This is a genomic window from Mesorhizobium sp. M0659, from assembly GCF_040320605.1.
Classification (GTDB): domain Bacteria; phylum Pseudomonadota; class Alphaproteobacteria; order Rhizobiales; family Rhizobiaceae; genus Mesorhizobium.
The window spans coordinates 77,498-89,468 of record NZ_JAMYPY010000016.1 but is presented as its reverse complement, the minus strand read 5'-3'; the positions used below and the strand labels follow the sequence as shown (position 1 = coordinate 89,468).

Genomic DNA, 11,971 nt, shown 5'->3' with positions numbered 1-11,971 from the left:
CTCAATGCGCTTTCTGTTTGTCCTGATACTGCTTGCCGGCGCCGCCATTGGCTTCGTCTATCCCTGGGCCATGAGCAATTTCTCCGGCCACGAGATCGGCACCTGGCGCGTCTACGACCAGGGACGGTTTAGGCCTGTGACGGTGACGCTGAAAGCTGGCGACGCGCCGGTCAGAGTGCTGGTCGACCTGACGGCAAAGGCCGAGCGCATTGTCTCGCAGCAGCGCACCGTGCTGACGCTGACTGCCGCCACAGCCGGGCGCACGGTGCTTGCCTCGACGCTGCAATTCAACCACGCCGACAATCCGCGCCAGGTCAGCCCGCAACTGCCCGACAAGATCTTTCGCGACGAGGCCGGCGTGATCGAAACCGTCAGTCCCGGCGCCTATCTCTTCACCGCCGGCCCGGGCGACGCCGACGATATCCCGATACGCGCAGTGGATCTGATACTGCGCTCCGGCGCCGGTGAGATCGATCAACGCGCACGGCCGGTTGGCTATGGGCTGATAGCCGTCGGCCTGATCGGCTTCCTGCTTGCTCTGGCTTTCGGCGGTCGCCGGCCGGAGAACCCGAACTCGAAGCCGCCACCGCCGCGTTGGGGCAGAGGCTCCTCGAAATGAGCGCAGCATGAACTACCGTCACGCCTATCACGCCGGCAATTTCGCCGACGTCGTCAAGCATGTCGTGCTCAGCCTTCTGCTCGACTATCTGAAGCAGAAGGACAAGGCGTTCCGTGTCGTCGACACTCATGCCGGCATTGGCCGCTACGATCTTTCGTCGGCGGAAGCGCAAAAGACCGGCGAATGGCAAGGCGGCATCGGCCGCCTCATCCACGCCCCGATCGAAAAATCGGCGGCTGCGCTGCTTGCCCCCTATCTTGAAGCGGTGCGTTCGCTCAATCCCGATGGCGGGGTGAAGAAATATCCGGGCTCGCCATTGATCGCCAGGCACCTCATGCGAAAGCAGGACCGGTTGTCGGCGATCGAACTGCACGGCGCAGATGCCGCCAGGCTGAAGACGCTGTTTGCCGGCGATTTCCAGACAAGGGTGATCGAACTCGACGGCTGGCTGGCGCTTGGCGCGCATCTGCCGCTAAAGGAAAAGCGCGGCCTTGTGCTGATCGATCCGCCGTTCGAGGAAGCGGGCGAATTCGACCGCCTGGTCGACGGCATGCAGAAAGCGCACAGGCGCTGGCCGGGTGGCATCTACGCGCTGTGGTATCCGATCAAGGATCGCAAAGCGATCATCGCCTTCCGCAAGGCGCTCAAGCAATCCGGCGTCCCAAAACTGCTCGACATCGAGTTCGAGATCCGGCCGGCATCGCGTGAACCAAGCCTCGACGGCAGCGGCATGGTGGTGGTCAACCCGCCCTTCACGCTGGAGCGCGAACTGCGCATCGTGCTGCCGGTCCTGCACAGATTGCTGGCGGTCGAAAAGCCGGCGCACTGGTCGCTGGAATGGCTGGCCGGGGAGTAGCGACGCTTCGCAGCGGGCGACGCCCGCGGCAAAGACACAAAGTCGCTAGAAGATTTGACGGTGGCGCCATCCGCGAATGCTCAGCTGTGTTCAACGAACCGAAACCATGGAGATGCACATCTAATCGGCTTGGGGTTGACGCTAATCCCAGAATCAGATAGATAGATGTCTAATTATTAGATTTCGAATCGAAGCCAAGATCGACAAAAAAGGAACTGGTCAACGCGATAGGCTTCGCGATGTCGCGCCGGCAGGATGCCGTTGAAACGTTCGATGGGACCGTTGCCGAAATCTATGTGCTGAGCGCTGCCGAGCGCCGCTGTCTCGGCGCGATCAGTCACGGCCCGCGGCCGGCAAACGTCGTAGCGAGGGAGACAAATCTCACGCCGGCGGCGGTTACGACGTTGATTGACCGGCTGGAAAAGCGCGGCTTCGTCAGCCGCCAGCCGGATCCCGATGACAGGCGCAAGGTCATGGTCGCGGCGGGCAAGAAGACCGAGGAACTCGTCCGGCGCTGCTACCATCCGATCCTCGAGGCGGGCGCCGCATTGCTGGAGAATATTCGGCGGCCGAGATGCAGTTTTTGCTCGGCTTATCAAGAGGTCGAAGCGATGCAGAAGGCGCAGACCGAGAGGGTGCGCGGCAAAGCAAAACCGGTGCGTTGAGAGAAGGCATCGGAGGATGGTCCGGCGAAACGCCGGTCCGGTTTCAACTGTGTACTGTCAAGGAGACCCTATGCCCCGCATGATCTTCGTCAACCTGCCCGTCGCCGATCTCGCTGCGTCGATGGCATTCTACAAAGCCCTCGGCTTCGACAACAACCCGCACTTCACCGACGACACCGCAGCCTGCATGGTGCTGAGCGAAACGATCAACGTCATGCTGCTCACCCACGCCAAATGGCGTCAGTTCACCGATCGCCCCATCCCGCCGGCCACCTCGAGCGAGGTCATGCTTGCCGTGTCCTGCGACAGCCGCGCGGCGGTCGATGCGATGAACGAGGCGGCGGCGAAAAATGGCGGCGCCGCCGACATTAACGCCCAACAGGATTATGGCTTCATGTACAATCGCAGCCTGGCAAGGCTGAACCGGGTTTCGGCGGCCCGCCGGCCATGGGCAGGCCGCTTTTCCTAATGGGCAAGGCGAGCTTTTTCGAAGGTCAGGACGTGGTTTCGCAGCTTCGCACCGGCAAAACCGGTTGCGGAGCGGGAAACCATCGTCAGGGCGACCGCTTGACCGCGCGCCGCCGAATCCGCAAAGTGGGCGCAGTCGACCTTTGAGAGGCTGCCATGACTCGCTTTGCCAAATCCGCTCTTGCTGCCCTGATTTCGCTTTGCACGCCGCTGGCCGCACCCTTTGGCCAGCCAGCGCAGGCCGCCGATCTTTCCGTCTATTCCGACGAGGACAGCGGCGTTTGCGGCGAGGCCTGGGTGCTAAGCAAAATCTCCAGCCGCTTCTCCTACCAGGTGCATCACGTGCCGCATCTGCCGGATGTTTCGATCACCGATTTCCAACGCATCCACCAGCATCGCTATCTCCCGGCCAGCGAAGAATGGCCGATCGGCCGCCGCTATTGCGGCGCCACCGTCAGCCTTTCCGACGGCCGCGCCCGCACCATCTGGTACTTGATCGAGGAAGGCCAGGGTTTTGCCTCGATCGGCGACAATGTCGAATTCTGCGTCTCGGGCTTCGACCGCTGGATGGTCTACAACGGCCGCTGCCGCGTCCTGCGCTAAGGTCGGATAAGAACCGCCGTTGCACCTGCCATCTCCTGCAAGGGGGAGATCTGATGTCGCTCCGGTTTCGCCAATCTCCGAACTGCTGCCGCTGCCTCACATCGCCTTCCCACCAGATACGTAAGCGCAGATCAGCTCGACCAACTGCTTCTGCAGTTCCGGCGCGTCGAGCATGTCTCGCCGCGCGGCATTGTGGATGACGCCCTCGACCGCTGAGGACAGCACCCGGGCCACGGTCTCATTGTCCTTTCTGCGCCTGCGATATTGCGCCACCGCCGCCGTGTAGTGATCCAGATAGCGCGACTGGAACGAGGCATGGGCGGCGCGTGAGCCGCGATCGCCCGGCGCCTCGTCGAGCAGCACCTGATGCAGCGTCGGATGGATGCTGTGCGCATCGATCATGCCGCGCACCAGCTCCTGCGCGAATCGCTTGAGCGGCTTGTCGCCTTCTGCTGATTCGGCGATCACCGACAGCACCTGATCGAAATGTCGCCGGCGAATTGCTTCGACCAGCGACAGCTTGTCGGGAAAATATTGATAGAGCGAGCCGATGCTGACGCCGGCCGCATCGGCCACCTTGTTGGTGGTGAAGCCGGCCCAGCCGAGCGCGCTCAGAACATGAGCACCGGCTTCGATGAGCGCCTCGACCGTCGCTCTCGAACGCGCCTGGCGCGGCTGCTTGCGCATGCGTGAGCGCGGCTTTGCAATGCGAGTAGACATGTCTGCTCCAGCAGCCAAGAATATAGATAACATACTCACATTTTTTGCAAAGGATACAGACCATGGACGCGCTGGATTTGCTCCGCAACCTCTTCGTTTATCAAGCCTGGGCGAACGGTGAATTGCTGGAGAAGCTTGCGGGCCTCGACCAGCAGGAGCATATCGATCAGCGCCACACGGCGACCCGTCTCATCAACCACAACCTTGTCGTATCGAAGATATTCGCCGCGCATCTTTCCGGCACGCGTCATGGCTATGCGTCCGACAACACCGAGGACACACCGGCACTCGATGAATTGAGCGCTGATGTCGCTGCGATGGATCGTTGGTATCTCGACTATATCGAAGCCGTCTCGCCAAAGCTCATGTCAGAGCCTGTGCCTTTCACCTTCACCGACGGCGACAGGGCGATGATGTCACGCCAGGAAATGCTGACACATGTCGTCACGCATGGCGGCTATCACCGCGGCGAGATCGGGCGGATCCTGATGCAGATCGGAATTGCGCCGCCGTGGGATACGTTTGCCGTCCACCTCCACCACGCCGAGCCTTCGCGCCGGCTGCAGGTGCGCGAGCGGGTTGGCGCTTAGGGGCCTGCACCCCTTGGCTTCCAAGGGATCGCGGCTTCCCGGGAGGAGGATTCCCCGATCTTCGTTTCCCATTTCCGTTAGGCATCTCTTGCGCCGAAGCTGGCGATCCCCCTTCTCGTCTGGGAGACGTCCGACACACAACAGGCTGTCCTTCAAGTGCTGTCTTTCCTGGCTTTCATCCAACCACTTTCGATATACGAGTAAAAAGCTCGCGTCTAGTTTAGTGCTGTTCCTGCAACCGTTGGGATGAAGCAAGATCAGCCTCTGCGGTGCGATGATTGTTGCCATCTGATAGGCCGCCGATGACCGCGTGAGATCGACGGCGTTGCAAGAGAATGTGAGCTTGACGAGAAGATCGTGTGAGTCGCGATATCAGAGATTTCTCTCGCAACAGTTCGCTGCGAAGCGGGAAGATTCTTTGCCGATTTCTGTGCCGATCATTGCGATAATGCTCTCAGCGTAACCGAAACTTAATTTGCGAAATTCTATGTAATGCTTCGCTGGCTAGATACGCACGAGTCAGATATGCATTAGCTCGCCGGGTCACTCACGGCCATCGGCACAAACGCAAGGGGCATCGCATGGCAAAGACCACGACGAAGGCGCCGGCGGCGAAAGCGCCGGCAAAGAAAGCGGCACTGAAAGCTGCCGCGAAACCTGCAGCAGTAAAGAAGGCAGCACCGAAGGCAGCGGCAAAGCCGGCCGCCAAGGCAGCGGCAAAGCCGGCAGCTAAGGCAGTAGCAAAACCCGCCGCCAAGGCAGCAGCGAAACCCGCCGCCAAGAAGCCGGCCGCCAAGGCTGTGGCGAAGCCTGCTGCGAAGGCAGCAGCCAAGCCCGCCGCCAAGAAGCCGGCAGCCAAGGCAGCGGCAAAACCCGCCGCCAAGGCTCCGATGAAGGCCGCCGCCGCCAAGTCGACGGCCGCTGTGAAGAAGGCTGCACCGGCCAAAAAGCCAGCCGCCAAGAAGAAGTAACAGCGGTCCATCTCAAAGCTCCCGGGAACTTTGCCGACTGGCAGATTCCCGGGAGCTTTTTTGTTGTGATTTAGGTCTTGTTTTGATGCATGTCGTTCTCTCGAAATTGACGCCACTTCTGTAAGACATGTTGGCGATTTCATTGTCGGCGGATTGGCCGCCTGGTTTTGCCCTTCTGGCAGTTGCTCCCTCAGGGAAGATCGGCCAACACTAAGGCGGTCGCATTCGATGGGGTTCAGGCGACACGCTCTAGACCTTTGTTTTACGCGCGTCGTTCTCAAGACCGGAATCGCATTTTTGAGCGACATGCACTGGCCGTCCGAAAACAGGGAACCGATCATGCCGAAGCTGCTCTACGCGTCCTCATCCCCCTACAGTTCCAAGGTGCGCATGGCAGCACTCCATGCCGGCATTGCCGTCGAGCTCGTTCCGGTCAAGACCGAGGACAAGCCTGCTGAACTGATGTCAGCCAATCCTCTCGGCAAGATTCCGGTGCTGGTGCTCGACGACGGCCGCTCGATCCATGACAGCCGCGCGATCACTCAGCATCTCAACCGCGCTTCGAAGAGCCTGTTGTTGCCGCGCAATGCCGACAAGCGCCTCGAGGCCGAAGTGCTGGAGGCGCTGGCCGACGGCATATGCGACTGCGCGCTGTCGATGGTCTATGAGCGGCGCACGCGTCCGGAGGAGATGGTCTATCAACCCTGGCTCGATCGCCAGTGGACCAAGATCACCGCCGCACTCGATTTCCTCAACGCCAATCCGCCGAAGCTGCCGAAGAAGATCACGCTTGGCCAACTGGCGTTGCGTGCCTGCCTCGGCTACCTCTCTCTGCGCTTCGCCGGCAAATGGGAAAAGGGCCGCGGCCGCCTGACCCGCTGGGCAGCGCGTTTCGATGAGAAGTTTCCGGGGCTGAAGGTGGCTGTGCCGGCCTGACGGGCGAAACAAAAAAAGCCGGGCGCGAGGCCCGGCTTTCTTGTGTCGTGGCTTGAACGACAGTTAGAACTTCATACCGACGCCGAAGGTGACGCGGTTGTCGCTCTCTTTGACCTTGGTGCCGACACTGTCGAAGCTCTTGGAACCGAAGTCGGTGTAGCGGTACTCGACACGGCCGAACACATTGTCGGTGATCTTGATGTCGGTGCCGACGCCGGCCGTCCAGCCGAGCATGGTGTTGCTGTCGCTGTCGCCGGGGACCGAGACCTTCTGGTTCTTCAGGGCGCCGCCGCCGGTGCCGTAGAGCAGGATTTCCGGGGTCACGGCGTAACCCAGACGGGCGCGCAGCGAGCCTTCGAAGCCGCCCTTGGAATTGACGCCGCCGCTGTCACCCTTGACGCCATTGTAGCCGAGATCGGCTTCAGCACCGTACACGAAGTTTTCCTGCTGCCACTGGTAGCCGCCGAAAACGCCGCCGACAAAGCCCTTGGTCTTGATGTCGGGGCCGCCGTCCTGGACTTTGGCATGACCGCTGAAGCCGTAGCCGGCGCTGAGACCGGCATACGGGCCGGCCCAGGAAGCGACGGGGAGCTCGGCGATCGGGGCCGGCGCCGGGGGCTCTTCCGAGACGACATCGGCAGCAAAAGCGGTACCGCTGAGGGCGAAGAGCCCGAGCGCAACCGCGAGCGGCGCGAATTTGAGATTGGTTTGCATTGTTGTTTACTCCTTAAGCCACAAGACACGTAGGCTTGTTTGTCCTGAGCGCCATCAACCCGTCCGGGGGGTGAAACGGATCTGGCACTCAACGGTTCCGAATGTCGTGTCAAAATGCGGCGGCAGCGAACCTGAAAATGGGTCATTCCCCGGCACGAATGAGGCCGAAGCTTGACGTTGCATCTTCGCAACAGCGAAATGTCAGTACGCAGGCGATGCTGCACTGCACTCGGCTTGGTGCAACGGGTTCAGCGTCCTATATTGCGGTCCTGCCGACCCGAATCCGGGGCGGTGCCGGCGGCGAAAAAGCCGTTTCGCCACATTCCTGCCCCAGGTGGAAACGGCATTTAACCCCTGGACGCGTCACAATGTGCCGCCAGCCGAATTGAGGCGCAGATTGAGGATTGACAGATGATCGAAGCCGCCGGAACGGCGCTGGTGACGGGCGGGGGGAAGCGGATCGGCAAGGCGATCGTCGAGGATCTGGCCGCGCACGGTTTTGCCGTCGCCATCCACGCCAACCGCTCGACCGCCGAGGCCGACGCGCTGGCTGCGAGCATCAGGGACGGAGGCGCCCGCGCCGGCGTGGTAGCCGCCGATCTGACCGACATGGATGCGGTTGGCGATCTCGTCGGCCGCGCCGAGGCAGCGCTCGGCCCGGTCACGCTTCTGGTCAACAATGCGTCGCTGTTCGTCGACGATAGCTTCGAGGACTTCGACTGGGCGGCATGGGACCTTCACTTCGCCATCCATGTGAAGACGCCGGCGCTGTTGGCGCAAAACTTCGCCCGCGCCTTGCCGCCAGGGCAGGAGGGGCTGATCGTCAACATCATCGACCAGCGCGTCTGGCGGCCGACGCCGCGCTATTTCTCCTATGCGCTGTCGAAGTCGGCCTTGTGGACGCAGACCGAAATGCTGGCGCAGGCGCTCGGTCCGCGCATCCGCGTCAACGCCATCGGACCCGGTCCGACTCTGAAGAATGCGCGCCAGGACGATGATGATTTCCAGAAGCAGGTCGATGGCCTGATTCTGAAGCGCGGCCCGCAATTGGCCGAATTCGGCGCCACCATTCGCTATCTCTGGGATGCGCGCTCGGTGACCGGCCAGATGATCGCGCTCGACGGCGGCCAGCATCTTGCATGGCAGACGCCGGATGTGACAGGCATGGTGGAATGAGTCCCGCAGACCAGAAACACAAGACGCGCGCCGGCGCCGCCGACGATATGCCGCCCGACATCGACCTTGAGGATGAGGCGGTCGAGGAGATCGTCGAGCCCGAGGCCACCGGGCCCGATGTCGCCTTCACAGCGATAGACTGGGCGCCGCATGCCGGCGACGCCGACGGCATGGTCGGCGCCGAGGTCATCCAGACATTGGTCAAGCGGCTGCCCAATGCGCCCGGCGTCTACCGCATGATGAACGCTGCCGGCGACGTGCTTTATGTCGGCAAGGCGCGCAGCCTGAAGAAGCGGGTGACCAACTACGCGCAAGGCCGGTTCCACACCGCCCGCATCGGCCGCATGGTGCGCGAGACATCGACGATGGAGTTCGTCGTCACCCGCACCGAAATCGAAGCGCTGCTGCTCGAGGCCAATCTCATCAAGCGCTTGCGGCCGCGTTTCAATGTGCTGATGCGGGACGACAAGTCGTTCCCTTACATCCTGTTGACCGGCGATCACGTCTCGCCCGGCATCTACAAGCATCGCGGTGCGCGCTCGCGCAAGGGCGACTATTTCGGACCTTTTGCGTCGGCCGGCGCGGTCGGGCGCACCATCAATTCGCTGCAGCGCGCGTTCCTGCTCAGGAGCTGCACCAACTCCTTTTACGAAAACCGCACCCGGCCGTGCCTGCTCTACCAGATCAAGCGCTGTGCCGGTCCCTGCACCGGCGAAATCTCGCATGGCGACTATGCCGAGCTGGTCAGCGAGGCGAAGGATTTTCTGTCCGGCCGCAGCCAGAAGGTGAAGACCGAAATCTCTGCCGCCATGCAGCAGGCCTCGCAGGAGCTCGATTTCGAGCGCGCCGCCATTTATCGCGACCGGTTGGCTGCACTGTCCCATGTGCAGAGCCATCAGGGCATCAACCCGGCCACGGTCGACGAGGCCGATGTCTTTGCCATCCATCAGGAGGGCGGCCAGGTCTGTATCCAGGTGTTTTTCTTCCGCACCGGCCAGAACTGGGGCAACCGCGCCTATTTCCCCAAGGCCGATCCGGCACTGGAGGGGGCGGAAGTGCTGGGCTCGTTCCTGGCGCAGTTCTATGACGACAAGCCGACGCCACGGAACATTCTGCTGTCGCGAGGCGTCCAGGATCAGGAACTGCTGGCCGAAGCGCTGTCCACCCGGGCCGGCCGTAAAGTGTCGATCTCGGTGCCGCAGCGCGGCGAGAAGAAGGATTTGACGGACAACGCGCTGCAGAATGCGCGCGAGGCGCTCGGCCGCCGGCTGGCCGAAACCTCCACGCAAGGCCGGCTGCTCGCCGGCTTTGCCGAGACCTTCGGCCTGCCGAAGCCACCGGTGCGCATCGAGGTCTACGACAATTCGCACATTATGGGCACCAACGCCGTTGGCGCCATGGTCGTCGCCGGGCCGGAAGGGTTTGTGAAGAACCAGTACCGCAAATTCAACATCCGCTCGACCGAGATCACGCCCGGTGACGATTTCGGCATGATGCGCGAGGTGATGGAACGGCGCTTTTCGCGGCTGCTGAAGGAACATGGCGATGTCGTTCCCGACGACGCGGCAGCCGGTGGAGCAGGCGACGACATCGAGGAAGACATCTCCGGCAGCTTCCCGGCCTGGCCCGACGTCATCCTGATCGATGGCGGCCAGGGCCAGATGAGCGCGGTGCGCAAGATCCTCGCCGACCTCGGCATCGAGGATCGCGTGGCGGCCATCGGCATCGCCAAGGGCCAGGACCGCGATGCCGGCCGCGAGCGTTTCTTCGTCAGAGGCAGGGACTCGTTTTCGCTGCCCGTCCGCGATCCCGTGCTCTATTTCGTCCAGCGGCTGCGCGACGAGGTCCATCGCTTCGCCATCGGTTCGCACCGCGCGCGACGCAAGAAGGAATTGGTCAAGAGCCCGCTCGACGAGATCGCCGGCATCGGTCCCGGTCGCAAGCGCGCGCTGCTGCTGGCCTTCGGCACCGCCAAGGCGGTCAGCCGCGCGGCAGTCGAGGATCTGGTCAAGGTCGACGGTATTTCAGAGCAGGTCGCCAAGCTCGTCTACAATCATTTCCATGAGAGCTGAGCGCCGGTGACGCCGCTGTCCCGATCAAATGGCAGCAGCCGTTCCTTTCTCGGAGGCCACTCGAATCCCCGCAATCGCACGCTATTTCGTCTGGCCAATCGAATCTCGCCTGTTGACCCCCTACATCCGGTTCTGATTTGAGTACGCAGGCAGAAAGAGTCCCTGAGATATGGCCAAGCGCGCGTTCAACCTTCCCAACATGCTTACCTACGCCCGCATCGTCGCGGTGCCGCTGGTCGTGCTGTGCTTTTTTCTCGAGGGCCATCTGAAATCGAGCGACTTCGCCCGCTGGTCGGCGTTGATCATCTTCCTGCTGGCTTCGATCACCGACTATCTCGACGGCTATCTGGCGCGCGCCTGGCAGCAGACGTCCAACATCGGCAAGATGCTGGACCCGATCGCCGACAAACTGCTGGTCGCCACCTGCCTGCTGCTGCTCGCCGCCGACACCGACCGCCATGCCGGCATCGCAGGCTGGTCGCTGTGGGCGGCAATCATCATCCTGTGCCGCGAAATCCTGGTCTCGGGGCTGCGCGAATATCTGGCGGCATTGAAAGTCTCGGTGCCGGTGACGCAGCTCGCCAAATGGAAGACCGCCATCCAGATGGTCGCCATCGCCTTCCTGCTGGCCGGGCCTGCCGGCGACAAGATCTTCCCGCTGACCACGCAGACCGGACTGGTGCTGCTGTGGATCGCAGCCCTCGTCACGCTATACACCGGCTACGACTATTTCCGCGCCGGCCTCAAGCACATCATGGACGAGTGAGATGACCACCCGGCTCATTTATTTTGCCTGGGTGCGCGAACGGATCGGCAAGCCTGAGGAAGACGTCGAATTGCCCGCGGGCATCGAGACGGTCGCCGATTTGTTGCGCTGGCTGAAATCGCGCGGCGAGGAATATGAGCACGCGCTGCAATATCCTGATGTAATCCGTGTCGCCATCAACCAGCAACATGTCGAGCACCGCGAGAAGATAGCCGGCGCGCGCGAGATCGCCCTGTTTCCGCCGATGACCGGGGGCTGACCATGTCCGGCGCGCCGACGGTGCGCATCCAGCGCGACGATTTCGACGTTGCCGCCGAGATCGCGAAACTGACCGAGGGTCGCGCCGACATCGGCGCCGTGGTGTCCTTCTCAGGACTTTGCCGCGACGAGCAGGGCCAGCTGTCGGCCCTGGAACTCGAGCACTATCCCGGCATGGCCGAGGCCGAAATCACCCGCATCGCCCGCGAGGCACTTCAGCGCTGGCCCCTGCAAGGGCTGACCGTCATCCATCGCCACGGCAAGATCGCACCGGGCGAAAACATCGTGCTGGTGGTGACGGCGTCCTCGCACCGGCAGGCGGCGTTCGAAGCGGCCAATTTCCTGATGGATTTCCTGAAATCGCGTGCACCCTTCTGGAAGAAGGAGCACCGCGTGGACGGCACCGATGGCGGCTGGGTCGAGGCCAAGGACGCCGACGACCAGGCTGCGGCGCGCTGGACACAGTCGCGGGCGGACTGATCCGCAGCCGGAATAATGCCATGCAGCCGCCTTCCATTGACCGCATTCCCTTGGCCAAATCGCATCCGGCAAAAGGG

General features: G+C 62.3%; 15 protein-coding genes. 13 read left to right on the top strand and 2 right to left on the bottom strand.

Annotated features, from left to right (window positions below; genetic code table 11):
• Window positions 1-4 precede the first annotated feature (4 nt).
• The 5 genes from NKI31_RS23340 to NKI31_RS23320 all read left to right on the top strand — a co-directional run bounded on the left by NKI31_RS23340 (window position 5) and on the right by NKI31_RS23320 (window position 3,211).
• The gene (locus NKI31_RS23340; RefSeq protein WP_352652633.1) at window positions 5-619 is read left to right on the top strand and encodes a hypothetical protein; all 615 of its coding nucleotides are present in this window, start codon (window positions 5-7) and stop codon (window positions 617-619) included.
• A gap of 7 nt (window positions 620-626) precedes the next feature.
• Window positions 627-1,475, top strand: coding sequence for a 23S rRNA (adenine(2030)-N(6))-methyltransferase RlmJ (locus tag NKI31_RS23335; protein ID WP_352652632.1), 849 nt, complete (start codon window positions 627-629; stop codon window positions 1,473-1,475).
• Between the two features lie 239 nt (window positions 1,476-1,714).
• On the top strand, window positions 1,715-2,140 hold the full coding sequence (locus NKI31_RS23330; protein ID WP_352652631.1) for a MarR family winged helix-turn-helix transcriptional regulator: 426 nt from the start codon (window positions 1,715-1,717) through the stop codon (window positions 2,138-2,140).
• A 70-nt stretch (window positions 2,141-2,210) separates the two neighbouring features.
• Window positions 2,211-2,609 carry a VOC family protein gene (locus tag NKI31_RS23325; protein WP_023731121.1) on the top strand — a complete coding sequence of 133 codons (399 nt, stop codon included), beginning with the start codon at window positions 2,211-2,213 and terminating at the stop codon, window positions 2,607-2,609.
• Between the two features lie 155 nt (window positions 2,610-2,764).
• Entirely contained in the window at window positions 2,765-3,211 is a 447-nt protein-coding gene (locus NKI31_RS23320; protein ID WP_023834761.1) for a hypothetical protein, read from the top strand.
• Window positions 3,212-3,307: 96 nt separating this feature from the next.
• Here NKI31_RS23320 and NKI31_RS23315 read toward each other — a convergent pair whose 3' ends face one another.
• Window positions 3,308-3,931 carry a TetR family transcriptional regulator gene (locus NKI31_RS23315; RefSeq protein ID WP_031193538.1) on the bottom strand — a complete coding sequence of 208 codons (624 nt, stop codon included), beginning with the start codon at window positions 3,929-3,931 and terminating at the stop codon, window positions 3,308-3,310.
• 62 nt (window positions 3,932-3,993) lie between these two features.
• Between NKI31_RS23315 and NKI31_RS23310 the strand changes: the two genes are divergently transcribed.
• The 3 genes from NKI31_RS23310 (at window position 3,994) to NKI31_RS23300 (ending at window position 6,428) form a co-directional block, all read left to right on the top strand.
• Window positions 3,994-4,521, top strand: coding sequence for a DinB family protein (locus tag NKI31_RS23310; protein WP_352652630.1), 528 nt, complete (start codon window positions 3,994-3,996; stop codon window positions 4,519-4,521).
• 581 nt (window positions 4,522-5,102) lie between these two features.
• Window positions 5,103-5,492 carry a hypothetical protein gene (locus NKI31_RS23305; RefSeq protein WP_352652629.1) on the top strand — a complete coding sequence of 130 codons (390 nt, stop codon included), beginning with the start codon at window positions 5,103-5,105 and terminating at the stop codon, window positions 5,490-5,492.
• Window positions 5,493-5,831: 339 nt separating this feature from the next.
• Window positions 5,832-6,428: a glutathione S-transferase family protein gene (locus NKI31_RS23300; RefSeq protein ID WP_023689091.1), complete on the top strand. Its 597-nt coding sequence runs from the start codon at window positions 5,832-5,834 to the stop codon at window positions 6,426-6,428.
• Between the two features lie 63 nt (window positions 6,429-6,491).
• Here NKI31_RS23300 and NKI31_RS23295 read toward each other — a convergent pair whose 3' ends face one another.
• On the bottom strand, window positions 6,492-7,142 hold the full coding sequence (locus NKI31_RS23295; RefSeq protein WP_023673452.1) for an outer membrane protein: 651 nt from the start codon (window positions 7,140-7,142) through the stop codon (window positions 6,492-6,494).
• 411 nt (window positions 7,143-7,553) lie between these two features.
• Between NKI31_RS23295 and NKI31_RS23290 the strand changes: the two genes are divergently transcribed.
• The 5 genes from NKI31_RS23290 to NKI31_RS23270 all read left to right on the top strand — a co-directional run bounded on the left by NKI31_RS23290 (window position 7,554) and on the right by NKI31_RS23270 (window position 11,894).
• Window positions 7,554-8,318 (top strand): SDR family oxidoreductase, encoded by a 765-nt coding sequence (locus NKI31_RS23290; protein WP_352652628.1) that lies wholly within the window; start codon window positions 7,554-7,556, stop codon window positions 8,316-8,318.
• Window positions 8,315-10,390 (top strand): excinuclease ABC subunit UvrC, encoded by a 2,076-nt coding sequence (gene uvrC / locus NKI31_RS23285; protein WP_023752534.1) that lies wholly within the window; start codon window positions 8,315-8,317, stop codon window positions 10,388-10,390. The genes NKI31_RS23290 and uvrC overlap by 4 nt, the downstream gene beginning before the upstream one ends.
• A gap of 169 nt (window positions 10,391-10,559) precedes the next feature.
• Complete coding sequence (gene pgsA, locus NKI31_RS23280; RefSeq protein ID WP_023673449.1) at window positions 10,560-11,156, top strand: CDP-diacylglycerol--glycerol-3-phosphate 3-phosphatidyltransferase; 597 nt, start codon at window positions 10,560-10,562, stop codon at window positions 11,154-11,156.
• A gap of 1 nt (window position 11,157) precedes the next feature.
• A complete protein-coding gene (moaD, locus tag NKI31_RS23275; RefSeq protein WP_352652627.1) occupies window positions 11,158-11,415 on the top strand; it encodes a molybdopterin converting factor subunit 1 in 258 nt (85 codons plus the stop codon).
• A gap of 2 nt (window positions 11,416-11,417) precedes the next feature.
• Window positions 11,418-11,894, top strand: a complete 477-nt coding sequence (locus tag NKI31_RS23270; RefSeq protein ID WP_352652626.1) for a molybdenum cofactor biosynthesis protein MoaE — start codon at window positions 11,418-11,420, stop codon at window positions 11,892-11,894.
• The last annotated feature ends 77 nt before the right edge of the window (window positions 11,895-11,971 follow it).

Coding starts and splice junctions, on each gene's coding strand:
- moaD (WP_352652627.1), top strand. CDS start 11,158: ATGACCACCCGGCTCATTTATTTTGCCTGGGTGCGCGAACGGATCGGC.
- uvrC (WP_023752534.1), top strand. CDS start 8,315: ATGAGTCCCGCAGACCAGAAACACAAGACGCGCGCCGGCGCCGCCGAC.
- NKI31_RS23330 (WP_352652631.1), top strand. CDS start 1,715: ATGTCGCGCCGGCAGGATGCCGTTGAAACGTTCGATGGGACCGTTGCC.
- NKI31_RS23315 (WP_031193538.1), bottom strand. CDS start 3,931: ATGTCTACTCGCATTGCAAAGCCGCGCTCACGCATGCGCAAGCAGCCG.
- NKI31_RS23270 (WP_352652626.1), top strand. CDS start 11,418: ATGTCCGGCGCGCCGACGGTGCGCATCCAGCGCGACGATTTCGACGTT.
- NKI31_RS23325 (WP_023731121.1), top strand. CDS start 2,211: ATGCCCCGCATGATCTTCGTCAACCTGCCCGTCGCCGATCTCGCTGCG.
- NKI31_RS23290 (WP_352652628.1), top strand. CDS start 7,554: ATGATCGAAGCCGCCGGAACGGCGCTGGTGACGGGCGGGGGGAAGCGG.
- pgsA (WP_023673449.1), top strand. CDS start 10,560: ATGGCCAAGCGCGCGTTCAACCTTCCCAACATGCTTACCTACGCCCGC.
- NKI31_RS23300 (WP_023689091.1), top strand. CDS start 5,832: ATGCCGAAGCTGCTCTACGCGTCCTCATCCCCCTACAGTTCCAAGGTG.
- NKI31_RS23320 (WP_023834761.1), top strand. CDS start 2,765: ATGACTCGCTTTGCCAAATCCGCTCTTGCTGCCCTGATTTCGCTTTGC.
- NKI31_RS23335 (WP_352652632.1), top strand. CDS start 627: ATGAACTACCGTCACGCCTATCACGCCGGCAATTTCGCCGACGTCGTC.
- NKI31_RS23310 (WP_352652630.1), top strand. CDS start 3,994: ATGGACGCGCTGGATTTGCTCCGCAACCTCTTCGTTTATCAAGCCTGG.
- NKI31_RS23295 (WP_023673452.1), bottom strand. CDS start 7,142: ATGCAAACCAATCTCAAATTCGCGCCGCTCGCGGTTGCGCTCGGGCTC.
- NKI31_RS23340 (WP_352652633.1), top strand. CDS start 5: ATGCGCTTTCTGTTTGTCCTGATACTGCTTGCCGGCGCCGCCATTGGC.
- NKI31_RS23305 (WP_352652629.1), top strand. CDS start 5,103: ATGGCAAAGACCACGACGAAGGCGCCGGCGGCGAAAGCGCCGGCAAAG.